The sequence below is a fragment of the Cupriavidus sp. 01T418 genome (genome assembly GCF_056398885.1).
Genome location: NZ_JBFTQG010000027.1, coordinates 1 through 23,449 on the forward strand (window position 1 = coordinate 1; position 23,449 = coordinate 23,449).

The following is a 23,449-nucleotide window of genomic DNA, read 5'->3' on the forward strand; positions in this document are numbered from 1 at the left end:
TTGAGCATTGAGCAGCGCGCGGTTCACGGCCTGCTTGTCGGCGAGCGTGATGCCGGGGGCGGGCGCGGCCAGCAGCGCGGAGCCGCCGCCGGAGATCAGGCACAGCACCAGGTCGTCGGCGGTGAGGCCCTCGACCAGTTCCACCATGCGTTGCGCGGCGCGCTGGCCGGCTTCGTCGGGTACCGGATGCGCGGCTTCCACCACCTCGATGCGGCGGCACGCCGCGCCATGTCCATAGCGCGTGACAACCAGCCCGGACAGTTCACCTTGCCAGTGCGCCTCGACGGCCTGCGCCATGGCGGCGGCAGCCTTGCCCGCGCCGATCACCACCGTGCGGCCCTTGGGCGGCGCCGGCAGCTGCGGCGGCAGGCAATGGGTGGCGCTGACGGCGCCGACCGCGGTATCGAACAGGTCGCGCAGCAGCGCGCGTGGATCGGAAAGACCGGCCGGGCGCCGGGGCACCAGCAGCGTGGAGTGGGAATCGGTGGCGTACATGACTGGATCCGGAAGTGCTGCGTCTCCGGCCGCGCGCGGCCGGAGAATGATGCGGGCCTGCCCAGGGCAGGCCGTGATGGTGCTGCTTACTTGGCGCCGCCCTTGGCGATCTCATGGTTGGACATGATCTCGATGGCGCGGCACAGTGCCGAGTGATCCTGTTTGCCCAGGCCGTTGGCGGCGCAGGTGTTGAACAGCTCTTGCGCGGTAGCGGTGTTGGGCAGCGCCACGCCCAGCGCCTTGGCGCCTTGCAGTGCCAGGTTCAGGTCCTTCTGGTGCAGCTCGATGCGGAAGCCCGGATCGAACGTACGCTTGACCATGCGCTCGCCGTGCACTTCCAGGATGCGCGAAGCCGCGAAGCCACCCATCAGCGCCTGGCGCACGCGCGCCGGATCCGCGCCCGCCTTGGAGGCGAACAGCAGTGCCTCGGACACGGCCTGGATGTTCAGCGCCACGATGATCTGGTTGGCCACCTTGGTGGTCTGGCCGTCGCCGTTGCCGCCAACCAGCGTCACGTTCTTGCCCATCAGGTCGAACAGCGGCTTGACCTCATCGAACGACTCTTGCGGGCCGCCGACCATGATGGTCAGCGATGCCGCCTTGGCGCCCACTTCGCCGCCGGAGACCGGCGCGTCCAGGTAAGCGGCGCCGAGCTTGTTGATGCGCGCGGCGAAGTCCTTGGTGGCGATCGGCGAGATCGAGCTCATGTCGACCACGATCTTGCCGTGCGCGGCTTCCTTGCCGGCGGCCTTGAGCGCGGCGGCCACGCCCTTCTCGGCAAACAGCACGGCTTCCACGTGCGGCGTGTCGGGCACCATGATCACGATGATGTCGGCGCGCTTGGCGACTTCCTCGGCGCTGGTGCAGACCGTGACGCCGGCATCGACCAGCGCTTGCGGCGCGGGACTGACGTCATGCACGAACAGCGTGTGGCCGGCCGCGCGCAGGTGGCCCGCCATCGGTGCGCCCATGATGCCCAGGCCGATAAAGCCGACGTTGCGTTGGTTTGCCATGTGATGTCTCCTTGATGGAATGTCGAAATCTGTCTTGGTGATGCGATGGTTCGTCTGCTTACTGCACGCCGTGTTCAGCGCGCCAGCCCAGGCCTTCCGTGGTGGTCGTGCGCGGCTTGTATTCGCAGCCGACCCAGCCGCCGTAGCCGATCTGGTCGAGCCACTTGAACAGGAAGTGGTAGTTCAGCTCCCCGGTGCCCGGCTCGTTGCGGCCCGGGTTGTCGGCCAGCTGCACGTGCTTGATCTTTGGCAGGTGGGCTTTCAGCGTGGCGGCGATTTCGCCTTCCATGCGCTGCATGTGATAGATGTCGTACTGCACGTAGAGGTTGGGCGCGTTGACCTGTTCGATCAGGTCCAGCGCCTGCTGCGTGCCTGACAGGAAGAAGCCGGGAATATCGAAGGTGTTGATCGGCTCGACCAGCAGATCGATCTGCTCGGCGGCAAGCGCCTGCGACGCAAAGCGCAGGTTTTCCACCAGCGTTTCCTGTGCCTGTTCACGCTTGACGTTCTGCTGCTGGATGCCGACCAGGCAGTTCAGCTGGCGTACGCCCAGCACCTTGGCGTACTTGATCGCCTCGCCCACGCCGTCCTGGAACTCGCCCACGCGGTCCGGGTGGCAGGCAATGCCGCGCTCGCCCGCTTCCCACTTGCCGGCGGGCAGGTTGTGCAGCACGAGGTCGAGCTGGAAACGGTTGAGGCGATCCGCGATCTGGTCGGCGTGGAAGGCGTAGGGGAAGAGGAACTCCACGCCGCGGAAGCCCGCGCGCGCGGCGGCTTCGAAGCGGTCGAGAAAGGCCACTTCGTTGAACAGCATGGTCAGGTTGGCGGCAAGTTTTGGCATTGCAGTTTCCGGATGACTTGTCTTGTGCGTTCCGCTCGCGCGGATGCGGTGATTGGGGCGGAGGGATGCAGCGCTGCGCGCGGGCTCATGGCCCGCGCTTGTCAGCCCGCGTTGCTTACGCCGTTTCCACTTCTTCGCGGAGGATGGCTTCCTCGATGTCTTCGATCGGCTCGAACTCGTTGATGTTGTCGATCTCGGTGCCCATCGCGATATTGGTCACGCGCTCCAGGATCACTTCCACCACCACCGGCACCGAGAACTCGGCCATGAGGTCGCGCGCTTCGGCAAAGGCCGGCGCGATGTCTTCCGGCTTGAACACACGGATCGCCTTGCAGCCCAGGCCTTCCACCACCTTCACGTGATCCACGCCGTAGCCGTTGAGTTCGGGCGAGTTCACGTTGTCGAAGGCGAGCTGCACGCAGTAGTCCATCTCGAAATTGCGCTGCGCCTGGCGAATCAGACCGAGGTAGGAGTTGTTCACCACCAGGTGGATGTACGGCACCTTGAACTGCGCGGCCACGGCCAGTTCCTCGATCATGAACTGGAAGTCGTAGTCGCCCGAGATGGCCACCACATCCGATTCCGGCGAGGCCACCTTCACGCCGATGGCGGCGGGAATGGTCCAGCCCAGCGGGCCGGCCTGGCCGCAGTTGATCCAGTGGCGCGGCTCGTTGACCGACAGGAACTGCGCGGCGGCGATTTGCGACAGGCCGATAGTGGACACATAGCGGACATCGCGCGGGAAGTACTGGTTCATCTCGCGGTACACGCGCTGCGGCTTGACCGGCACGTTGTCGAAGTCGCTCTTGCGCTGCATGGTGCGGCGGCGCTTTTGCACATCCGCCACCCAGCTCTTGCGGCACGGCAGGCGGCCGGCCATCTTCATTTCACGCGCCACTTCCACGAACTGTTCCAGCGCGGCCTTGGCGTCGGAGACGATGCCCAGGTCCGGGCCGAACACGCGGCCGATCTGGGTGGGCTCGATATCCACGTGCACGAACTTGCGGCCCTTGGTGTAGACCTCGACGCTGCCCGTGTGGCGGTTGGCCCAGCGGTTGCCGATGCCGAGCACGAAGTCCGATGCCAGCATCGTGGCGTTGCCGTAGCGGTGCGACGTCTGCAGGCCAACCATGCCGGCTTGCAGCGGGTGGTCGTCGGCCAGCACGCCCCAGCCCATCAGCGTGGGGACCACCGGCACGTTGACCAGTTCGGCGAACTCCACCAGCAGCTCGGATGCATCGGCGTTGATCACGCCGCCGCCGCACACGATCAGCGGACGCTCGGACGCGTTGAGCATGGCAATGGCCTTCTCGATCTGCGCGCGCGAGGCGGACGGCTTGTACGGTTGCAGCGGCTGGTAGGTTTCCGGATCGAATTCGATCTCGGCGACCTGCACGTCGAAGGGCAGGTCGATCAGCACCGGACCCGGGCGGCCGGAGCGCATCAGGTGGAAGGCCTGCTGGAACACTTGCGGGACCAGCGCCGGCTCGCGCACGGTCACGGCCCACTTGGTCACCGGCTTGGCGATCGATTCGATATCGACGGCCTGAAAGTCTTCCTTGTACAGGCGCGCGCGCGGCGCCTGGCCGGTGATGCAGAGAATGGGGATGGAGTCAGCCCAGGCCGAGTACAGGCCGGTGATCATGTCGGTGCCGGCGGGGCCCGAGGTACCGACGCACACACCGATATTGCCGGCTTCGGCGCGGGTGTAGCCCTCGGCCATATGCGAGGCGCCTTCCACGTGGCGGGCCAGGAAATGATCGATCGTGCCAGCACGGCGCATGGCCGAGTAGAACGGGTTGATGGCGGCGCCGGGCACGCCGAACGCGGTGGTGATACCTTCTTTTTCCAGCACGGCGATGGCCGCGTCAACTGCTCTCATCTTCGGCATATCTGTCTCCAATCGTTGATGCGATGTTTTGTGAATGGCTATGAATTGCTGCGAATCACTGCTGGAGTCCATGCTATTCCCGCAAGCGGGTTGGGATAAAGGGAAGGGAGATTAGTTGATTCGATACCAGTGATATCGAATGAAGGCGCGCGGTGCCGGAAACTGGTTGCCGGGGCGCCTCGCGGCCGTCCTGTTCCCATACGTTGTGTGACGACAACGATGCGTGGAGAATTGCAGCAATAGACCCGCCAGCGACCGTGCCGCGCACCCCGCGGGCGCGCCAAATGGCGACAATGTGCAGGTATTGCGCCGGTGCCCGCGCACCGCGCAGGCGCAGGAACCACCCAATCCCAACCGAATCACCATGCAGACCAGGCTCCCTCCCACCCGAGAGCTGCTCGACGCGCTCCAGCGGAAGCCGCCCGCCGAATCCGATGCCGCCGCATCGCCTGCGGCCGCCATCAGGCTGATGCGGCTGCAGCGTGGCCTGCTGTGGCTGTTCCAGGCTTGTTCGCTGGCCGCGCTGCTGGTGACCGGCGCGGTGCTGTACACCAAGTACCAGATCAGGCAGACGCCGGCCCCGTGGCAGGCGCGGCTGGTCTACAGCCTGCTGGGCGGCAGCGCGGCGGGGCTGGCGGCGCTGCTGCTGACGCACCTGCCCGCGCTCGCGCGCAGGCTGCGCGACCCGCTGGGCCAGCTCGCTGACCAGGTCGACCGGCACGATGAGGCGGAAAGCGCGCTGCTGCGCACGCTGGCGCGGATACCGGCCCAGGCGCTGCGCGCGCGGGCCCGGCGCGTCAACGCGCAGTTGCGGATGTGGGAGGGGATGGCGCGGACGATCGGGCTGCTGCTCGCGGTGAGCCCGTTTGCGCTGGCGCTGGTCAGCGGGTTGATTGAACTGCCGCGCAAGGGCGGCAGCCTGCTGCCGCTGCTGTCGCTGTACGGCATTGCCTTCGTCCTGGGTGCGGCGCTATCGGTCTTCCTGCAACTGCAGGTCAGCCGGCCACTGCGGCGGCTGCTCTACGTGCTGGCCGAAGCGGCGGAGATCAGCGCGCAGCTGGGGCTGGCGGCGATGCCGGCGGCAATAACGCCGGCAACCCTGCCCGTTACAGCGCCGGCGGCCCCTGCGGTGCCATCGCCGGCGCCGGTGCCACCGGAAGTCCGCGATGGCGGCACGCCCGCGCAAGCGGACGAGGCGGCGCAGGCGGACGACGCCGCAGCGGGTCCGCCCCTGCGGTCTCAGGCCGTCAGGTAAGTCTGCGCCAGCCGGACCCAGCAAGCGGCGCCCAGCGGCAGCACCTGGTCGTTGAAGTCATAGCCGGGGTTGTGCACCATGCAGCCGCCGAACTCGCCCTCGCCGTTGCCGAGGATCAGGTAGCAGCCCGGTACCTCGTTGAGCATCCAGGCAAAGTCCTCGCTGCCGTTCAGGCCCTTGGGCGCATGCGTCACAACATTGCCGGCGCCGACCAGCTCGCTGCAAACCGCCTGCGCCAGCCTTGTCTCGCTTTCGGTGTTGACCATCGGCGGCGTCAGCTGGCGATAATCGATGTGCGCTTCCACGCCGTGCGCCTGCGCTGTCAGGCTGACAATCTCGCGGATACGCTGCTCGACCAGTGCGCGGGTCTCCGGGCGCGCCGCGCGCACGTTCAGGCCCAGCGTGACCGATTCCGGAATCACATTATGGGTCGCGCCGCCACGAATGAAACCGACCGATACCACGGCCGTGTCGTCGGGCGCCACATTGCGCGCCACCACCGTCTGCAACGCCGTGACAATCGCCGCCGATGCCGCGATCGGATCGCGCGCGCGGTGCGGCATGGCGCCGTGCCCGCCCACGCCCCTGATGGTCACGTCGGCCACGTCGGACGACAGGCTCACCGGGCCCGGCAAGACACGGAAGCTGCCGGCCGGCACGCCCGGCATATTGTGCAAGGCATAGACCGCGTCGCAGGGGAAGCGCTCGAACAGGCCATCCTCGATCATCGCGCGCGCACCGCACAGGTTTTCCTCGTCGGGCTGGAAGATCAGGTTGAGCGTGCCGTCGAAGTCGCGGCTGTCCGCCAGCGCCTTGGCGGCCGCCAGCAAGATGGCGGTGTGGCCGTCGTGGCCGCAGGCGTGCATCTTGCCCTGGTTCTTGCTGGCATAGGGCAGGCCGGTGGCTTCGACGATGGGCAGCGCGTCCATGTCGGCGCGGATGCCGAGGCGGCGCGTGCCGCTGCCCAACTTGAGCTGTCCCACCACGCCGCTTTTGCCAATGCCGGTGTGCACTTCATAGCCCCAGCTCTCCAGCAGCGTGGCGACGAGCTTGCTGGTCGCGCCCACTTCGAATCCCAGCTCGGGCTGGGCATGGATCTGGCGGCGGATGCCGATAAAGGTATCGGCATCGATCCGGATCTGCGGCAGCAGGTGCGGCAGCAGCTGGAAGGGGGTCAGGGTGGGTTCGCGGGTCATTCTGTATTCCTTTGCTACGAAGCGGCGGGGGAGGAAAGTCTCAATCGGCTCGGGTTTCCCGGATGGTCGACACCGCGAGGATGGTCACCGCGCCGCAGGCCATCATGTAGAAGGCCGGCGCCATTGGATTGCCGGTCTTGGCCAGCATCCAGGTGACGATGAACTGGCAGGAGCCGCCGAACACGGTCACGCCGATTGCGTAGATCACCGACAGGCCACTTGCCCGCACCTTGCCCGGCAGGATCTCCATCAGCATCAGCAGCATCGGCGTGGTGCCGAGATAGACGCTGGCGATCAACAGGGCGGACAGCGACAGCGCCACCGGCACGCTCGGGTAATGGGTCATCAGCCAGAACGCCGGATAGAGGCACACCAGCGTGAAGGCCATCGAGCCCAGCACCAGCGGCTTGCGGCGCGGCATGCGGTCGGCCAGCGTGCCGGCGATCAGCGAAACCACCAGGCACACCAGACCCGTCACGCAGCCCGACAGCAGCGACAGCGACGGCGGCAGATGCAGTTCGCGGATCATGTAGGTGGGCATGAAATACACCACCAGGTAAGTGGCGACCGTGCCGCCGATGATGGCCAGGATGCCCTTGACGACGGTGCCCCCGTGCTCGCGGAAGAGCGTGCCGAGCGGGCTGGGGGCGTGCGGCTGCGCCGTGTGGGTCTCATCCAGGTGAGCGCGGATATACAGCCCCACCGGCGCGATCAGCAGGCCCAGCACGAMGGGCAGGCGCCAGCCCCAGCTTTCCAGCGATGCCTGCGGCAGCGCGCCATAAAGAATTGCAGCCGTGAGCGCGCCCAGCGTTGCCGCGATGCCCTGGCTGCCGAGCTGCCAGCTGACGCGGAAGCCGCGGCCCTTGACGCCGCCGGACTCCATCAGCATGGCGGTGGAAGCGCCGATCTCGCCGCCCAGCGAGAAACCCTGCAGCAGGCGCCCCGCCACGATCATCAGCGGCCCGAACACGCCCGCGAAGGCGTAGGTCGGCGCGAAGGCCAGGCACAGCGTGCCGAGCACCATCAGGCCAATGGTCAGCGTCATCGCAGCCTTGCGCCCGCGGCGGTCCGCGTAGTTGCCGATCACGAAGCCGCCCAGCGGCCGCATCACAAAGCCGATGCCGAAGGTTGCCACCGCCAGCAGCAGCGAGCCGTATGCGCTATCGGAAGGAAAGAACAGCTTGCCGATCAGCAGGGCGAAGAAGCTGTAGACGGTGAAGTCGTACATCTCCAGCGCGTTGCCGATCGAGCAGGCTGCGATCAGGCGGAACTGGCTCTGGCGTGCCGGGCCGGCGGACGTTGCCTGGGAAGGCGCCAGGGACGGCGCGCCAGGCAGGGTGGCATCGTTCATGTCGGTGTCTCCACGAACTTGGTTGGGGGAGGGGGTCGCGGAGGCCGGCGGTTGCCTGCGTCCAGCGTAGGGAATGTGGGGACTCCCTGGCGATGCAGTATTCAGGCAAACACGGGAAGCCAAAAATCATATATTTTCATCCTGATAACCAAATGGCATCGCCGTCATAACCAGGGTTGCGCCGCCATCGGTAGAAGTACCGAGCGGCCTTGTGCCATGGGGCATGGCAGGTGCAGCGGCGGGTACGCGCTGGCGTGCGGAAAACGTCCCGCGCGCACGCTCGCCGGGCATGGCGCACCCGAACGGGGCGCGCCAGGAACCGCCGCAGGAACACCAAGGAGGGAGCAAGAGATGAAACTGCAGCAACTGCGCGTCCTGCTGGCGGTAGCCAGGCACGGCAGCATCCACGAAGCCTCGCGCAGCCTGCATGTGTCGCAGCCGGCGCTGTCCAAGGCGATTGCCGAACTGGAGCGCGAACTCGGCGTCACGCTGATGTCGCGGTCGGTGCGCGGCGTGAGTCTGACCCCCTATGGCGTCGCGCTGGTCAAGCGCGCCAGCCTTGTCGAGCAGGAGCTGCGTCACGCGCTGGAAGACATCGAAGCGATCCGCGGCCACGCGGATGCACAACTCAATATCGGGCTGACCGCCGTCGCCTCCAGCGGCCCGCTACCTGACGCCATGGCCGCGTTCCGCACGCGCTTTCCCAATGTGGCCCTGCGCGGCTTCGAACAGCGCCCGCAGCAAATCCTCGAAGGCTTGCGCGAAGGCCGGCTCGACCTTGGCCTGATCTCCACCAACAGCGGCCCCGGCACCGGCGCGTTCCAGTGGGAACCGCTGTTCTCCACCGGCATGTCGCTGGCGGTGCGCGCCGGCCATCCGCTGCGACGGGTACGCCGGGTGCGGCCGTTGCTCGACGCCGACTGGCTCGTGCTCGACCCGCTCGACGATCCCGGCAGTCCGCTGGCCAGCCTGATGCGCATGCACCGGCTCGACATGCCCAAGCGCATCGTGCAGAGCGCCTCCAACCTGCTAGGGCTCCAACTCGCCACGCGCACCGACCTGATCAGCATGTGGTCGGACTTTGTGTTCGACGGCACCGGGCCGCTGCGGCTGGATCCGGAGTCGTTGGTGCGTCTGCCGATCAGCGATGAGCTGCCGGAGTTTCGGGTGTTCCTGGTGTATCGGTCGGAGGACCTGATGACGCATGCGTGTGCGGAGTTCAGCAAGGAAGTCCGGCATCGCGCGCAGGGGATGCCGCGGGGGCGGCCTGCGGTGCGGGCTGGCAGGTGAGGGGGGGTGGTGGCGGTGATGAATCATCTGAAGGCGTTATCGGAGACTTCGTGCAAAGCTGGCGGTGTGCCATGGCCCCCCACACATGCCCACCCGCCGCCAAATGCGCCACAATGACGCCCGGGAGACACACAGCATGGACAAGCTAAAACAAATCGAAGCCTTTATCGCCGTCGTCGAACACGGCAGCATGGCGGCCGCCGCGCTGACGCAAGGCGTGACGCCGGTGATGATCGGGCGCCGCATCAATGCGCTGGAGGCGCGCATCGGCGTGAAGCTGCTGCACCGCTCGACGCGGCGCATCGTGGTGACGGAGCAGGGCGCGGCATTCATGGAGCAGTGCAAGAAGGCACTGGCCGATCTCGACCGTGCCGAGATGCTGATCGCCGAAGGCAAGCACAAGGCCACCGGCCACCTGATCGTGTCGGCACCGGCTGCGTTCGGCCGCAAGCACGTGGCGCCGCATGCGCCGGCGTTCCTGGCGGCGAATCCGGAGGTGCAGATTTCCTTCAACCTGACCGACCGCGTGGTGGACCTGGTGCGCGAAGGCTATGACGTGGGCATCCGCATCGGCGGTGCCATCGATCCGAATTTCGTCGCCATCAAGCTGTCCACCAATAAACGTGTGGTTTGCGGCACGCCCGCCTACTTCGCGCGCTATGGCGTGCCACAGACGCTGGACGACCTGGCTCAGCACAACTGCCTGGCCTTCAACCTGCAGGGCGGCCAGCAGCGCGGCTGGTATTTCCAGCAGGACGGCAAGACCGTGACCGTGCGCGTGACCGGCAACCTCGACTGCAACGACGGCGAACTGCTGCATCGCTGGACCGGCGAGGGACTGGGGCTGGGCTGGCGCTCCACGTGGGAAATCCTGTCGCAGCTGGAGAGCGGCGAACTGATCACCGTGCTGGACGAGTACGCGCTGCCCGACTACGACATCCTGGCAGTGTACCCGCAGCAGCGTCCGGTGCCGGCCAAGATCCGCTTCTTTATCGAGCACCTGAAGGCGGCGTTCGCGGTGCCCGGCTACTGGACGGGGCGCCAAGGGCGATGATGGCGGCGTGGCTGGCGGACGCGGTCGTCCTGCTGCACCTGGCCTTTATCCTCTTCGTGACGCTGGGCGGCCTGCTGGTGTGGCGCTGGCCACGCCTCGCATGGCTGCACCTGCCGGCGGCGGTGTGGGGTGTGGCGGTGGAGTGGAGCGGATGGATCTGCCCGCTCACGCCGCTGGAAAGCACATTGCGCCTGCGCGCGGGCCAGCCAGCCTATGGCGGCGATTTCATTCAGCATTACGTCATGCAGCTGATCTATCCCGACGGCCTCACGCGCGAGATCCAGATGGTGCTCGGCGCCGTGGTGCTCGCGCTGAATGCGGCAGTCTACCTGGCGCTCTACCGCCGCATGCAGCGCCGGCGCACCAACGGGCGGGCATAAGCATGACACGGCACCGGCGAGAATGGCTGCGCCGGCGCCATGCGTGGACTACGATGCCGGCTTGAACACCGGTGCCCGCTTTTCCATATTGGCGGTCACCGCCTCGCGCTGGTTGGCGCCGCCGATCAGGCGATCCTGCTCCACCGATTCGGCCAACAGGATGGCCGCACCGTCGCCGTGCTCGCTCACCTGCATCAGCCGCTTGGCCGCGCGGATCGCGTCCGGGCTGCGGTTGGCGATGTCGCGCGCCGTGGCCAGTGCCGTTGCGCGCGGGTCGTCCACCACGGCCGTGGCAAGGCCCAGCGCGCAGGCTTGCTCGCCGTCGACGATGCGGCCGCTGTAGATCAGCTCGCGCAGCCGGTCCGGGCGTACGAGTCCGCGCATCAATAACATGCCGGCCATGTCGGGCACCAGGCCCCACTTGATCTCCATCACCGACATGCGCGTGTCCGCGGTAACGTAGCGCAAATCCGCGCCGAGCGCGACCTGGAGCCCGCCGCCGAACGCCACGCCGTGCACCGCGGCAATCACCGGCACCGGCAATTCGCGCCACACCATGCACGCGAACTGCGGCCGATTGGAAATGCCATGGGTGCGCGCCGCGAGACGGCCGGCGCCGCCCTCGCCGCTCTCGCCGCTCTCGCCGCCTTCGCCACCTTCGCCGCCGCCAGCCAGCCCCGCCATGCTCTGCATATCGAGCCCTGCGCAAAAGGCGCGGCCCGCGCCCGACAGCACCACGGCGCGCAGGCCGGGTGCGCGCGCGAGCTGCTGGCCGGTTTCGATCAGCGCATCGAACATGGCGGGATCGAGCGCGTTCATCTTGTCAGGGCGGTTGAGCCTGACCTCGGCCACGCCGTCTTCGATGGTCAGGATGATGCGTTCGCTGCTGGTGCTCATGTCGCGTTACTCCTTGCTTGAATGGGTGCCTGCGCCGTGGGCAGGACATGGTCTTTGAATTGTTCGCGCAGCTTTACCTTGAGCAGCTTGCCGGTGGCCGTGTGGGGCAGCGCGTCGACAAAGGCGACGTCGTCCGGCACCCACCACTTCGCCACGCGCGCGGCGAGGAAATCGAGCAGTTCGGCGGCGCTGACTGCCTTGCCGGGGCGGCGCACCACCACCAGCAGCGGCCGCTCCTGCCACGTCGGATGCGGCACGCCGATCACCGCGGCCTCGGCCACGGCGGGATGGCCCATGGTCGTGCAAGAGGCGTTTCAGCGTCCCTTGAATGCCGGTTTGCGCTTCTCCAGGAAAGCCGCCACGCCTTCCTTGAAGTCCTCGCTGCTCGACGCGCGCGATTGCATCGTGGCCTCGCGTTCGAGCTGCGTGGGCAGGTCGCTCTCCAGGCTGGCGTTGAGCGCTTCCTTGATCAGGCCGTAGGCAAAGGTGGGCATCTGCGCCAGGTGGGCTGCCAGCCTGGCGGTCTCGGCCCGCAGGGCTTCGTCGTCGTGCACCTTCCACACCAGGCCGATGCGATGGGCTTCCGCGGCGTCGATCTTCTCGGCCAGGATGGCCAGCGCGCGCGCCCGCATCTCGCCCGCATAGCGCGGCAGGAAGTAGGTGCTGCCCGCATCGGGCACCAGGCCGATCTTGGAGAATGCCTGCAGGAACGAGGCAGACCGTCCCGCCAGCACCACGTCGCCGGCGAGCGCCAGGCTCATGCCGGCGCCGGCCGCCACGCCGTTGACCGAGGTAATCACAGGCTTGTGCATATTGCGCAGTGCCAGGATGATCGGGTGATAGCGCTCGCGCAGCAGCGTGCCGGAGTCCTTCAGTTCGGACTGGCGCCCGGCGAGATCCGCGCCGGCGCAAAAGCCCCGGCCGTTGGCGGCCAACACGACCGCACGCACGGCTTCGTCCTGTGCGGCGCGCTCGACCGCGGCGCGCAGCTCAGCCAGCAGCTCCGCATTGAGCGCATTGAGCACATCGGGGCGGTTCAGGGTGATGGTGGCCACGCCTTCGGCGGCGTGATAGAGCACGGGCGATGTCATTGAAGTCTCCTTGTCGTGGATGTCTTGAGGGTCGAATGCGCCGATGCCGGTACGGCCGCGGCATCGCCCATTGTCGTCTTGTCTTTGATGTGGCCTCTGACCTGGGCCTCCGACATCCTACTCCGAAGCCACGATTCGATCACGTACGGATCCGGCAATGACGTTGCGCCAGGTACGCAACAAGGTGGGCAAGGCAAGGGCGGCAGGCGGGAAAGCGGACGAATTGCCGCCGCGCGAATGAAAAAAAGCCCGCACCCAGGCCGGCGTGCGGGCTGCCGTCCGCGAAGAACGGGCCATGTGTCATGAAGCGCGCCCCCGCAGCTTCATGACGGGATCGATGATGCGGCAAGGACGCGGCGCCAGCCTTGACGCAGGTCAAGCGCAGCGGCAAACGCCGGACTCAGGCCAGCAGCGCCGTCACCAGGTCCTTGCCGCGGGCGGGCGGCACCTGCTCGAAATGCAGCGCCGCCTCGACGTGGTTCAGGTGGTCCACCATCAGGGTCGCCGCGCGCTCGGTGTCGCCGGCGCGGGCAGCCTCGATAAACTCGCGATGCTCGTCGGACGAGCAGGCAGCATCGCGGCGGGACTGGTACAGCATGGTGATCACCGCGCTGCGCGTCGACAACTCCTGCAGCATGCCGGTCAGCACGCCGTTGCCCACCACTTCGGCCAGGATGATATGGAAATCGCCCAGCAGGCGGGTGCGCGCTTGCGCATCGGTGCCGGTCAGCGCCTTTTTCTCGGCGGCGAGGTGCCGGTCGATGCGCTTGTAGTCGGCGGCGGTGGCGCGTGCCACGAATTCACGCGCCAGCGCGGCTTCCAGGATGCGGCGCACGGCGAATACTTCGCGCGCCTCCTCGGCGCTGGGCTTGGCCACCAAGGCGCCTTTGTCCGGCACGATCTGGATGACCTTGTCCTTGGACAGCATCAGCAGCGCGGCGCGCACCTTGGTGCGGCTCACGCGGTAGACGCTGGCCAGGGCCTCCTCCCGCAGCTTGGTGCCGGGCGGCAGCCGGTGCGAAACGATGGCCGCGACGATGTCTTCGGCGATCGCTTCGGCGGTCATGGCAGGGTCGATATGCTCGGGCATGATTGCGCGCTTGCGCTGCGTCTCGATATGAGGAATGCCGAGATTCTAGCGCCCCGCGGCCGCGCCGGGCAGCCGGGCTGCCCCGGAAGTGGCCGGCGCGGCCTCGTGCGGTGCCGGCGCCAGTCCCGCGTCCAGGTCGGTGGCGTCGATCTTGCCGTTGAGCACGTCATGGGCGCGCGCCCGGTCGATGTCCTTCTCCCAGGCGGCCACCACCACGGTTGCCACGCAGTTGCCGATCAGGTTGCCGACCGCGCGCGCGATGCCGATGAACCAGTCCACCGACAGCACCAGCACCAGGCCGATGGCCGGAATCGCCGGGTGCGCCGACAGCGTCGCCGCCAGGATCACGATAGCCGAGCCGGGAATGCCGTGCGCGCCCTTGGATGTGACCAGCGCCACCGCCAGGATGCCGAGCAGGTCGCCAAGCGCCAGCGGCGTATTGGTAGCCTGGGCGATGAACACCGCGGCCAGCGTCAGGTAGATCGAGAAAGCGTCGAGGTTGAAGGAGTAGCCGGTGGGGATCACCAGGCCAACCACCGACTTCTTGATGCCCATGAACTCGAGCTTCTTCATGATCTGCGGCAGCACGCTGTCCGACGACGCGGTGCCCAGCACCACCAGCAGTTCGGCGCGCAGGTAGCGGATCAGCTTGAGCACGGAGAAGCCGCACAGGCGCATCACCGTGCCCAGCACCACCAGCACGAACAAGCTCACCGCGCCGTAGAACACCACCACCAGGTAGCCGAGCTGCTTGAGCGAGCCGATGCCGTACTTGCCGACCGTGAACGCCACCGCGCCCAGCACGCCCAGCGGCGCCAGCTTGATGATGAAGCTCATCATCTTGAACAGCGTGTGCGAGAAGGTATCGATCATCGACACCAGCGGCCGTCCACGCTCACCCACCAGCGACAGCGCGCAGCCGAACAGGATCGACACCAGCAGCACCTGCAACACGTCGCCGCTGGCGAATGCGCCCATCACCGTGCCGGGAATCAGCTTCATCAGGAAGTCCGCCATGCCGGCGCTCTTGACCTTGGCGGCGGTGTCCACGTAGGCGGACATTGCCGAAGCGTCGAGCGAGGCCGGGTTGACGTTCATGCCGGAGCCGGGATGGAAGATGTAGGCCAGTGCAATGCCCAGTGCCAGGGCAATCGTGGTGACCACCTCGAAGTACAGCACCGCCTTGATGCCGACCCGGCCCACCTTCTTCAGTTCGCCGGCGCCGCAGATACCGGCCACCACCACGCAGAAGACGATCGGCCCGATCAACATCTTGATCAGCTTGATAAAGCCGTCGCCAAGCGGCTTGAGCTTGGCGGCAAACTCGGGAAAGAGCAGGCCGAGTGCAGTGCCAAGCACAAGAGCGATCAGGACCTGGCCGAACAGGGAACGGGCAAAGCGGGTGAGGGCGGACTGCGGGCGGCCGGAAGCGGGCCGCGGCTGGACTGCTGAGTGCATCGTTGTCTCCATGCGGGCGCGTCCAGGCCTGGCTGGCGCGTCCTGTCATTGCTGCAGGAATTGCCGGTTGCCCGCGTAGCGGGATGGCCGGCCTGACGTGCCGGGCGCGTGGCCGGGTGAGGGCTGCGGCGACTCGTGGACTGGCCCTCCTGTTGGAGCGGAATCCACGCAATTCGCTGTCCGGATCGGATTGTCCGCAGCGAATTGTCGGAACATGGAAGCCAATATAGTGCATATCATTTTTGTATGCAATTTTTGAATTCACTGTGCTACCATGAATCGCACAGAATAGAGCTCTCGAACGAGAGTCGCGGCGCCCCTGGGACTTTCCCCAGGGCACCGGCCCGGTACCCGCGCGGTGCCGCTGGGGCGGGGCTTGCATGATCCGGCGCCATCGCATTCGCGCACTTCCAGCAGGAGACACGCATGGCAGCAACCCTCACGCCCGCTACCGAAACCGGGGCGCGCATCATGGCCTGGGCCGATACCCTGGCCGTCCACACCGAGCAGCCGGGCATGCTCACCCGCACCTATCTCACCGAGGCGCATCACGGCGCCGCCGCGCAACTGGCCGAATGGATGCGCGAAGCCGGCATGACGGTGCGCCGCGATGCCGCCGGCAACGTGATCGGCCGCTACGAGGGCACCGCGCCCGACGCGCCCGCACTGCTCACCGGCTCGCATTTCGACACCGTGCGCGATGGCGGCCGCTACGACGGCAACCTTGGCGTGATCCTGCCGGTTGCCTGCGTGGCGCAATGGAACCGGCAGGGCAAGCGCTTCCCGTTTGCCATCGAGGTGGTCGGTTTTGCCGAGGAAGAGGGCGTGCGCTTCAAGGCGACGCTGCTGGGCAGCCGGGCCATTGCCGGCACCTTCGACAACAAGGTGCTCGACAACGTGGACGACTCCGGCAAGACCATGCGCGACGTGATGCGCGAGGCCGGTTTCGATCCCGCCGGCCTGCCCGCCGCCGCGCATGCGCGCGAGCAGGTGCTGGCCTTCGTGGAAGTCCATATCGAGCAGGGCCCGGTGCTGCTGAACGAGGGCCTGCCGCTCGGCGTCGTTACTGCGATCTCCGGCGCCACCCGTTTTATTGTGGAACTCGAAGGACTGGCCGGGCATGCCGGCACGGTGCCGATGGACATGCGCCGCGATGCGGCGATGGCCGGCGCCGAGATCGGCCTCTTCATCGAACGCCGCTGCGGCGGCTTGCCGGGTCTGGTGGGTACGGTCGGCCAGTTCAATGTGCCGAATGGCGCAGCCAACGTGGTGCCCGGCCGCGCGGTGTTTTCCATCGACATCCGCGCCGGCGAGGACGCCGTGCGCCAGGCTGCCGTCAACGACGTGCTGGCGGAAATCGAGCGCGTGTGCGCCCGCCGCAATGTGCGCGTACAAGTCCGCAAGACCCATGAAGCCGTCAGCGTGCCTTGCGCGCCCTGGCTGCAGCAGCAATGGGCCGAGGCCATCGCCCGCCAGGGCCTGCCGGTACGCCACCTGCCTTCCGGCGCCGGGCACGACGCCATGGCCATCGCCGCCATCGCCGATGTGGCGATGCTGTTTGTGCGCTGCGGCAACGGCGGCATCAGCCATCACCCCACCGAGATCATGACTGCGGAAGACGCCGCCAGCGCTGCCGCCGTATTCGGCGATTTCGTCGAGCACTTCGACAAGCATTCCGCACGGCACCAATAGGCATTAAACGCCCCGGCGCCAGCATCCCCGATCCTGAAAAACCTTCAGCTTTTACTTTTAAATCTAGATTTAGAGATAAAACATGACCGCACGAGACAACGTGAACCCGCTGCAGACCACGCTCACCAACTACATCGACGCGCAACGCCCCGCGCAGGAAGCCTTCCTGGCCGAACTGGTCAAGGTGCCGTCCGACAACCCGGCGGGCGACTGCGATGCGCACGGCGCCCGCGCCAAGGTGCTGCTCGAAGGCCTGGGCTTCAAGGTGGAAGCGCACAAGGTGCCGGATGAACTGGTCAAGGCCGCCGGCATGATCAGCGCCACCAACCTGCTGGTGCGCAAGACCTTCGGCAAGGGTGGCCCCACCATCGCCATGAACGCCCACGGCGACGTGGTGCCCCCCGGCCTGGGCTGGACCAAGGACCCGTACGGCGGCGAGATCGCCGACAGCGAGCACGGCCCGGTCATGTACGGCCGCGGCGTGGCGGTGTCCAAGTCGGACTTCGCCACCTACACCTACGCCGTGCTGGCGCTGATGGAAGCCGAGAAGCAAGGCGCCAGCCTCAACGGCACGCTGGAACTGCAATTCACCTACGACGAGGAAACCGGCGGCGACATCGGTCCCAGGTTCCTGCTCGACCAGGGCCTGAGCAAGCCTGACTACGCCATCTCGGCGGGCTTTTCCTACGGCATCACCTCGGCCCACAATGGCTGCCTGCACGTGGAAGTCACGGTCAAGGGCAAGCAGGGCCACGCCGCCATGCCGCACACCGGCGTGGACGCGATCGAAGCCGCCACCCACATCCTGCAAGCCATCTACGGCCTGCGCGCCGAACTCGCCACGCGCAAGTCGAAGACGCTGGGCATCGATACCGCCACGCTGAACGTCGGCCTGATCAAGGGCGGCATCAACACCAATGTGGTGCCGGACCTGGTGACCTTCCGCGTCGACCGCCGCATGATCCCCGAGGAAATCGGCTTCGACGCCGAAGGCGAGCTCCGCGCCGTGGTCGAGAATGCCGCCAAGGACCGTCCTGGCATCGAGGTCAAGGTCAAGCGCATCATCCTGGCCGAGCCGCTGTCGGAACTGCCGGGCGTGGAGAAGCTGATCGGCGTCCTCAAGGGCCGTGCGGAGGAGGTGTTCGGCGTGGAGATCCCGGTGCAAGGCTCGCCGCTCTACACCGATGCCCGCCACTACACCAAGTACGGCATCCCCACCGTGCTGTACGGTGCCGGCCCGCGCACGCTGATGGAAGCGCGCGGCCACAACTCGGATGAGAACCTGCGCTTGAACGACCTGAATCGTGCCACCAAGGTGGTGGCGCTGGCGCTGTCGGACCTGATGGGCTGACAAGGCTTGACGGCCCTGGGCGAAGTTGCGCCCGGGGCCGGCGAACCGGGACATCGGCTTGCCTTAATTAATTCACGCGAAGAATAAATTCTAAGAATTAGAATCGCGATTAATTCTTCCGTAGAATTTTCTCGGAAATCCCCTCCCGCCCTCCGGCGACCTCGTCCCCAAGCAGGTGCTCGCCTGCATCGCCCTGACAAGTTTCGAGGCGCAGCCGCAGATCGCCGACCCCCGGCTCCAGCGGGGCATGCGCGCGGGCGGCCCCGCTTGTATAGTGCGGGTTCCAGTCCCGGGCAAGGCATCACCGGCGCACGCCCGGCTGCCCCGACACCGAACCAGGAGTTCCTTTATGATCACCATCTATCACAACCCCCGCTGCTCGAAATCACGCGAAACCCTGGCGCTGGTCGAGGCCGCCGCCACCCGGCTGGGCGAGACCGTGGAGATCGTGGAATACCTGAAGACGCCGCCCACGCTGGCTACCCTCAAGCAGCTGCATACCATGCTGGGCGTGCCGGTGCGCGAGATGGTCCGCGACAACGAAGCACCCTACAAGGAACTGGGGCTGGCCGACCCGGGCCTGACCGATGCCGAGCTGCTGGGCGCGGTGGCCGACCAACCCATCCTGCTGCAGCGCCCGGTGGTGGTGCGCAATCGCCGCGCCGCGATCGGCCGTCCGCCCGAGAACGTGGCCCCGCTGCTGGTCTGAGCCGTTTGCGGTTCCGGCAAACCGCGGCACCAGAATAAAACCGGCCCCCACGCAGTGGGGGCCGGCCCGGTCAAGACGGCTGAATTGCTTCAGGTGGATCGTCTAGGGAACACCCAGCCAGTGCATGGCCTCCTGACCGAAAGCGATTGCCGCGAGGACCACCAGCAGGCTCACCAGGGTCAGCGCGCTGACGTAGACAATGGCCTTGGCGACTTCGGCGTCGTCTTGCAGCGAGTGCGGGCGCGTGGATTCGCGTGCCGACGGCGTCCCATGCGGCCAGTGCAACCGGCCGGCCAACTGCCTGAGGTGCAGATCGGGGTGGAAACGCATGGGCGACACCTCCTGGGCGTGGCACGCGAGCCTCTGTATATGGCCTGGCGACGCGGCCGCCCTGAAATCGGGTGGGTTCGAACGCCATATACGCCTTAACTATAGCTGGCGCGGCGCAGGATGCGAGGCCAGCGCCGGAGATCCGCGCGCGAGCCGGATCAGGCTGCCGGAGCAGCCGGGGCAGCCGGAGCAGCCGGGGCAGCCGGAGCAGCCGGGGCAGCCGGCGCGCCATCGCCTCCGGCAACGGCCGGCGCGGCGGCGAGCCTGCTCTCGCGGGCACGCAATTCGGCAAGCATATTGCAGAACAGCGCGCCTTGCTCCAGCGCATCGTCCAGCGCCACATGGGTGTGCGGCAGCGGATCTTTCCAAGCGGCCGGCAGCGCCGGCTTGACGGTCTTGCGGTAAGGCAGCCCGGTCATGGCGAAAGCCATGGTCTTGATGTCGAGCGCGGCCCAGCCGAACGGCGAGCGGCCGGCGAAACGCATCATGTACCAGAACATCCAGGTGAAATCGAAGCCGGCCGGGAAGGCCACGAAGACCGGCTTGCCGGGCAGGCTTTCCACCCATTCCACGTAGCGCACCATGGCCCGCTCGGGCAGTTCCAGGTTCTGCCGGCAGGCCGCCCAGGCTTCCGGCTGCGTTTGCCACCACTGCATCTGCGCCGGATGCCCGGCGGCACCCGGCAGCGTCTCCAGGTTGGCCGAGAAGGTGCTGACCACGGTCTTGTCCGCCAGCATCGCGGCGGAAGCGAACGACAGCATGGAGTGCGGGCCAGGAATCGGGCCGTCGGCCTCCACATCGGTGCTCACATAGATTTCGGGGCGGGTGTCAGGTGCCTGTCGCTTGACCATGGCTCAGCCTGCATCGATGAGGTGGTCGGCGACATAGGGGTTGTGCTTGCGCTCCTCGCCAAAGGTGGAGACCGGGCCGTGGCCGGGCACGAAGCTGACGTCGCTGCCCAGCGGCCACAGATGGGTACGGATCGAGCGGATCAGGTCGGCATGGTTGCCGCGCGGGAAGTCGGTACGGCCGATCGAGCCGGCGAACAGCACGTCGCCCACGATGGCGAGCCGGTGCGGGCGCGAGAAAAACACCACGTGGCCGGGCGTGTGGCCGGGGCAATGGTAGACCTCCAGCGTCTCGCTGCCGAACTGCACGGTGTCGCCCGTGTCCAGCCAACGCTGCGGCTCGAAGACCTCGGCGTGGCCAAAGCCAAAGCGGCGCGTCTGCTCCGGCAATTGATCGATCCAGAAGCGCTCGTCCTGGTGCGGCCCTTCGATCGGGATCCCGAGCTCGCGCGCCAGGGCTGCCGCCCCCGCGCAATGGTCCACGTGCCCGTGGGTGAGGAAGATCTTCTCCAGTGTCACCCCGTGCTCCTTGACCGCGGCATGGATGCGGTCAAGGTCGCCGCCGGGATCGGTCACCGCCGCGCGGCCAGTGGTCTCGTCGATCAGCAGCGCGCAGTTCTGCTGGAAGGGCGTCACGGGAATCAGTAAAACTTGCATGGCGTGAAAAATGAGCAGGGGACACAGGGGGGTCAGGTCGCATCGGAGGGCCTCATGCGGCACAATATATGTGCCGGGAAGCTCGGCTGGCGATCGGATCAGTGGTCGCATTGTAGCGTTGAGCCTGATGGGACGTGCCCGGCCCGACGGCGTATGCAAGGGTGCAAGCCGCGCGGGCATCACACCGTGAAAGCCTTGCCAGGACTGGCTTCGCGCCCCTTGGCCGCCGATTCGGGTACGGATTTTGCAGCGAATTAAAGACAATTCGTAACAAAATCAAGGTCATAGGCGTAACTGCATGATGCTAGACTCCCGCGATGCCTAGGTTAGCCTCCCACCTTTCCAGCCCAGGGCGGATCCTCCGCCTGTGCGGGCACGCCATGTGCGCGCTGGCGCTGGCCGCCTGCGCGATCCCGCCGGGCCAGGAGTCCCAGGAGGGCGCGCCCACCGCCGCCACGCGGGCGGCTGCCAAGCCGCCCAAGCCTGCCAAAGCGGCCAAGGGCGATGCCCGGAAAGACAACAGCAACGGCTGGGGCCTGTATCGCTGGGGCGGCGAGGGCGAGGGCGTCGGCCAGGGATCTTTCGAGGGCCTGCGGCCCGACCTGGGGTCCTATGAGCAGCGCGGCATGGCGTCCTGGTATGGCAAGGGTTTCCATGGCCGCAAGACGGCCAATGGCGAACGCTTCGACATGCGCGCGATGACCGCGGCGCATCCCTCGCTGCCGCTCGATAGCTGGGTGCTGGTGCGCAACCTGCGCAATGGCAAGGTCGCAGTGGTTCGCATCAACGACCGCGGGCCGTATCACGGCAATCGCGTACTCGATGTCTCGTACGGGGCGGCCAAGCGCCTCGGTTTCACCGAGCACGGCTCGACCCAGGTGGAGATCCGCCGCCTGTCGCGCTCCGAGGTGGCGGCGCTGGGGCCGCAGATCGCGCCAGGCGGTGACGAGGCGGGCGATGGCGGCGAAGACGCCGGGCCCGACGCCGAACTGGCCGACAGCCCGGCCACGCCGACGCCCGCAGCGCGCAAGACGCGCAAGCCAGTGGCCCGGCACAAGAGCCGCTGAGCCGCGATGCGGGCCGCGCAGGGATGCCGGGTCCGCGACGCCGTCGGCTTATCCGCCGAGGCCGTGCTCACGCTCCGAAACGACTCACTCCGTAGCCTCTTCGTCTTCCCCGTTCCCCTTCCCCTCCTCCTCGCCGTGCCCGGCGCGCTGCGCCAGCGCCAGCCGGTACAGCGCATCGGTAGGCGCGCCGGTGATGGCCGACGCAAGTTTGGCCGCGCGTTTGGCCGGCAACTCGGCCAGCAGCAGCGCCAGCACCTGCTGCGCGCGGGCGTCGGGCTGGCCGGCATCCGGCGCCGTGGCCGCCGCACCTTCCACCACCAGCACGAACTCGCCCTTGGCGCGCGACGCTTCCTCGGCCAGCCAGGCTGGCGCCTCGCCCACGGGCAGCACCTTGATTTCCTCGAACAGCTTGGTCAGCTCGCGGCCGATCAGCAGCCGCCTGGCCGGCGGCAGCGCCGCGGCCAGCGCCGCCAGGGTGTCGGCAATGCGGTGCGGCGCCTCATAGACCACCCAGGCGTGGTCGAGTGCAGCCAGTCCGGCGATGGCCTCGCTGCGCGCGCGCGCCTTGGACGGCAGGAAGCCGGCAAAGGTGAAACGGCCGTCGCCGCTGTCGAGCATCTCGCCAGCCACCGACAAGGCCGCCACCGCCGCGCTCGGGCCAGGCAGCGGCACCACCGCGTGGCCGGCCGCGCGCGCCGCTTCCACCAGCCGCGCGCCGGGATCGGAGATGCCGGGCGTGCCGGCGTCGGACACGTAGGCAATGCGCTCGCCCGCGGCCAGCCGCGCGTTGATGCGCTCCGCCGCTTCGCGCTCGTTGTGTTCGTGCACAGCCAGCAGTGGCCGGTGCAGGCCCACGCGCGTGAGCAGCTGACCCGTATTGCGGGTGTCCTCGCAAGCCACGGCGTCGGCCAGGCCGAGCACATGCAAGGCCCGCAGCGAGAGATCGGCCAGGTTGCCGATCGGGGTAGCCACCACGTACAGGGTGCCGGACGGGTAGGACTGGCCGGCCGCCAGGGAGATCCAGTCAGTCATGCTTGAGAACTTCCGTTGAATCCATCATTCAAATCCACGATGTCCCCGGCGCAGGCGCGAGGCGCCCGGGCCGAGGGACGCGCGCTGGCCTACCTGGAAAGGCAGGGCCTGGCGCTCGTGGTTCGCAATTATCGCTGCAAAGGCGGCGAGATCGACCTGATCATGCGCGAGGCCGACAGCACGCTGGTCTTTGTCGAGGTGCGCCAGCGCGCCAGCCGTGCCTTCGGCGGCGCGGCGGCCAGCGTCACGCCGGCCAAGCAGCGGCGCATCCTGCTGGCGGCGGAGCATTACCTGGCCGCGCAGGCGCAGCAGGGCGCCGCGCCGCGCTGCCGGCTCGATGTGGTGGCGCTGGAGCCGGGGCGCCTCGAATGGATTCGCGATGCCTTCGATGCCGGCGCGGCGCAATGAAGCGACGGGGAGCCCGGGCGCGTGCGTCATAATGCGCTGTATCTTGCGCTGTA

General features: G+C 67.3%; 23 protein-coding genes and 1 pseudogene. 9 read left to right on the forward strand and 15 right to left on the reverse strand.

The features are described 5' to 3' along the window. The 4 genes from AC1DQ3_RS23040 to gcl all read right to left on the reverse strand — a co-directional run. The coding region (locus AC1DQ3_RS23040) for a DUF4147 domain-containing protein (RefSeq protein WP_477122473.1) at positions 1-495 on the reverse strand (495 nt) is incomplete at its 3' end. Positions 496-581: 86 nt separating this feature from the next. Then, entirely contained in the window at positions 582-1,550 is a 969-nt protein-coding gene (glxR, locus tag AC1DQ3_RS23045; protein ID WP_477122551.1) for a 2-hydroxy-3-oxopropionate reductase, read from the reverse strand. 16 nt (positions 1,551-1,566) lie between these two features. Next, entirely contained in the window at positions 1,567-2,349 is a 783-nt protein-coding gene (hyi, locus tag AC1DQ3_RS23050; RefSeq protein ID WP_477122474.1) for a hydroxypyruvate isomerase, read from the reverse strand. Positions 2,350-2,464: 115 nt separating this feature from the next. Beyond that, on the reverse strand, positions 2,465-4,240 hold the full coding sequence (gene gcl, locus AC1DQ3_RS23055) for a glyoxylate carboligase (RefSeq protein WP_477122475.1): 1,776 nt from the start codon (positions 4,238-4,240) through the stop codon (positions 2,465-2,467). A gap of 364 nt (positions 4,241-4,604) precedes the next feature. On the opposite strand from gcl, the gene AC1DQ3_RS23060 reads away from it, so the two are divergent. After that, complete coding sequence (locus tag AC1DQ3_RS23060) at positions 4,605-5,495, forward strand: hypothetical protein (protein WP_477122476.1); 891 nt, start codon at positions 4,605-4,607, stop codon at positions 5,493-5,495. Here AC1DQ3_RS23060 and AC1DQ3_RS23065 read toward each other — a convergent pair. Further along, the gene (locus tag AC1DQ3_RS23065) at positions 5,480-6,691 is read right to left on the reverse strand and encodes a M20 aminoacylase family protein (protein WP_477122477.1); all 1,212 of its coding nucleotides are present in this window, start codon (positions 6,689-6,691) and stop codon (positions 5,480-5,482) included. The genes AC1DQ3_RS23060 and AC1DQ3_RS23065 overlap by 16 nt on opposite strands. Positions 6,692-6,731: 40 nt before the next feature. Further along, positions 6,732-8,042: an MFS transporter gene (locus tag AC1DQ3_RS23070; RefSeq protein WP_477122478.1), complete on the reverse strand. Its 1,311-nt coding sequence runs from the start codon at positions 8,040-8,042 to the stop codon at positions 6,732-6,734. Positions 8,043-8,393: 351 nt separating this feature from the next. Here AC1DQ3_RS23070 and AC1DQ3_RS23075 point away from each other — a divergent pair, with 351 nt between their 5' ends. The 3 genes from AC1DQ3_RS23075 to AC1DQ3_RS23085 all read left to right on the forward strand — a co-directional run bounded on the left by AC1DQ3_RS23075 (position 8,394) and on the right by AC1DQ3_RS23085 (position 10,766). Further along, positions 8,394-9,332: a LysR family transcriptional regulator gene (locus tag AC1DQ3_RS23075; protein WP_477122479.1), complete on the forward strand. Its 939-nt coding sequence runs from the start codon at positions 8,394-8,396 to the stop codon at positions 9,330-9,332. A 136-nt stretch (positions 9,333-9,468) separates the two neighbouring features. Next, positions 9,469-10,386, forward strand: coding sequence for a LysR family transcriptional regulator (locus AC1DQ3_RS23080; RefSeq protein WP_477122480.1), 918 nt, complete (start codon positions 9,469-9,471; stop codon positions 10,384-10,386). Continuing rightward, positions 10,383-10,766: a DUF2784 domain-containing protein gene (locus tag AC1DQ3_RS23085; protein WP_477122481.1), complete on the forward strand. Its 384-nt coding sequence runs from the start codon at positions 10,383-10,385 to the stop codon at positions 10,764-10,766. The genes AC1DQ3_RS23080 and AC1DQ3_RS23085 overlap by 4 nt, the downstream gene beginning before the upstream one ends. 48 nt (positions 10,767-10,814) lie before the next feature. Here the strand turns inward: AC1DQ3_RS23085 and AC1DQ3_RS23090 are convergent, their stop codons facing one another. From AC1DQ3_RS23090 to AC1DQ3_RS23110, 5 genes and pseudogenes are all read right to left on the reverse strand, one after another. Next, positions 10,815-11,663 (reverse strand): crotonase/enoyl-CoA hydratase family protein, encoded by an 849-nt coding sequence (locus AC1DQ3_RS23090; protein ID WP_477122482.1) that lies wholly within the window; start codon positions 11,661-11,663, stop codon positions 10,815-10,817. Further along, a pseudogene (locus tag AC1DQ3_RS23095) lies at positions 11,660-11,959 on the reverse strand (AMP-binding enzyme); the annotation flags it as partial. The gene AC1DQ3_RS23090 and the pseudogene AC1DQ3_RS23095, both read right to left, overlap by 4 nt. Before the next feature lie 18 nt (positions 11,960-11,977). Continuing rightward, complete coding sequence (locus AC1DQ3_RS23100) at positions 11,978-12,754, reverse strand: enoyl-CoA hydratase-related protein (protein WP_477122483.1); 777 nt, start codon at positions 12,752-12,754, stop codon at positions 11,978-11,980. Between the two features lie 400 nt (positions 12,755-13,154). Continuing rightward, positions 13,155-13,844 (reverse strand): GntR family transcriptional regulator, encoded by a 690-nt coding sequence (locus AC1DQ3_RS23105; protein ID WP_477122484.1) that lies wholly within the window; start codon positions 13,842-13,844, stop codon positions 13,155-13,157. A 45-nt stretch (positions 13,845-13,889) separates the two neighbouring features. Beyond that, the gene (locus tag AC1DQ3_RS23110; protein ID WP_477122485.1) at positions 13,890-15,302 is read right to left on the reverse strand and encodes a C4-dicarboxylate transporter DctA; all 1,413 of its coding nucleotides are present in this window, start codon (positions 15,300-15,302) and stop codon (positions 13,890-13,892) included. A 426-nt stretch (positions 15,303-15,728) separates the two neighbouring features. On the opposite strand from AC1DQ3_RS23110, the gene AC1DQ3_RS23115 reads away from it, so the two are divergent. The 3 genes from AC1DQ3_RS23115 to arsC all read left to right on the forward strand — a co-directional run bounded on the left by AC1DQ3_RS23115 (position 15,729) and on the right by arsC (position 19,054). Beyond that, positions 15,729-16,994 (forward strand): allantoate amidohydrolase, encoded by a 1,266-nt coding sequence (locus AC1DQ3_RS23115; RefSeq protein ID WP_477122486.1) that lies wholly within the window; start codon positions 15,729-15,731, stop codon positions 16,992-16,994. Positions 16,995-17,076: 82 nt separating this feature from the next. Further along, positions 17,077-18,345: a M20/M25/M40 family metallo-hydrolase gene (locus AC1DQ3_RS23120; protein ID WP_477122487.1), complete on the forward strand. Its 1,269-nt coding sequence runs from the start codon at positions 17,077-17,079 to the stop codon at positions 18,343-18,345. 349 nt (positions 18,346-18,694) lie between these two features. Further along, positions 18,695-19,054, forward strand: a complete 360-nt coding sequence (arsC, locus tag AC1DQ3_RS23125; RefSeq protein WP_477122488.1) for an arsenate reductase (glutaredoxin) — start codon at positions 18,695-18,697, stop codon at positions 19,052-19,054. Between the two features lie 102 nt (positions 19,055-19,156). Here arsC and AC1DQ3_RS23130 read toward each other — a convergent pair whose 3' ends face one another. From AC1DQ3_RS23130 to AC1DQ3_RS23140, 3 genes are all read right to left on the reverse strand, one after another. Then, complete coding sequence (locus tag AC1DQ3_RS23130; protein ID WP_477122489.1) at positions 19,157-19,384, reverse strand: hypothetical protein; 228 nt, start codon at positions 19,382-19,384, stop codon at positions 19,157-19,159. A gap of 158 nt (positions 19,385-19,542) precedes the next feature. Beyond that, entirely contained in the window at positions 19,543-20,235 is a 693-nt protein-coding gene (locus AC1DQ3_RS23135; RefSeq protein WP_477122490.1) for a 3'-5' exonuclease family protein, read from the reverse strand. A 3-nt stretch (positions 20,236-20,238) separates the two neighbouring features. After that, positions 20,239-20,889 carry an MBL fold metallo-hydrolase gene (locus tag AC1DQ3_RS23140; RefSeq protein WP_477122491.1) on the reverse strand — a complete coding sequence of 217 codons (651 nt, stop codon included), beginning with the start codon at positions 20,887-20,889 and terminating at the stop codon, positions 20,239-20,241. Positions 20,890-21,206: 317 nt separating this feature from the next. Between AC1DQ3_RS23140 and AC1DQ3_RS23145 the strand changes: the two genes are divergently transcribed. Next, positions 21,207-21,956, forward strand: a complete 750-nt coding sequence (locus AC1DQ3_RS23145) for a septal ring lytic transglycosylase RlpA family protein (RefSeq protein WP_477122492.1) — start codon at positions 21,207-21,209, stop codon at positions 21,954-21,956. 84 nt (positions 21,957-22,040) lie between these two features. Here the strand turns inward: AC1DQ3_RS23145 and rsmI are convergent, their stop codons facing one another. Further along, positions 22,041-22,988, reverse strand: a complete 948-nt coding sequence (rsmI, locus tag AC1DQ3_RS23150; RefSeq protein ID WP_477122493.1) for a 16S rRNA (cytidine(1402)-2'-O)-methyltransferase — start codon at positions 22,986-22,988, stop codon at positions 22,041-22,043. Positions 22,989-23,027: 39 nt separating this feature from the next. On the opposite strand from rsmI, the gene AC1DQ3_RS23155 reads away from it, so the two are divergent. After that, positions 23,028-23,396, forward strand: a complete 369-nt coding sequence (locus AC1DQ3_RS23155; RefSeq protein WP_477122552.1) for a YraN family protein — start codon at positions 23,028-23,030, stop codon at positions 23,394-23,396. Positions 23,397-23,449 lie beyond the last annotated feature (53 nt).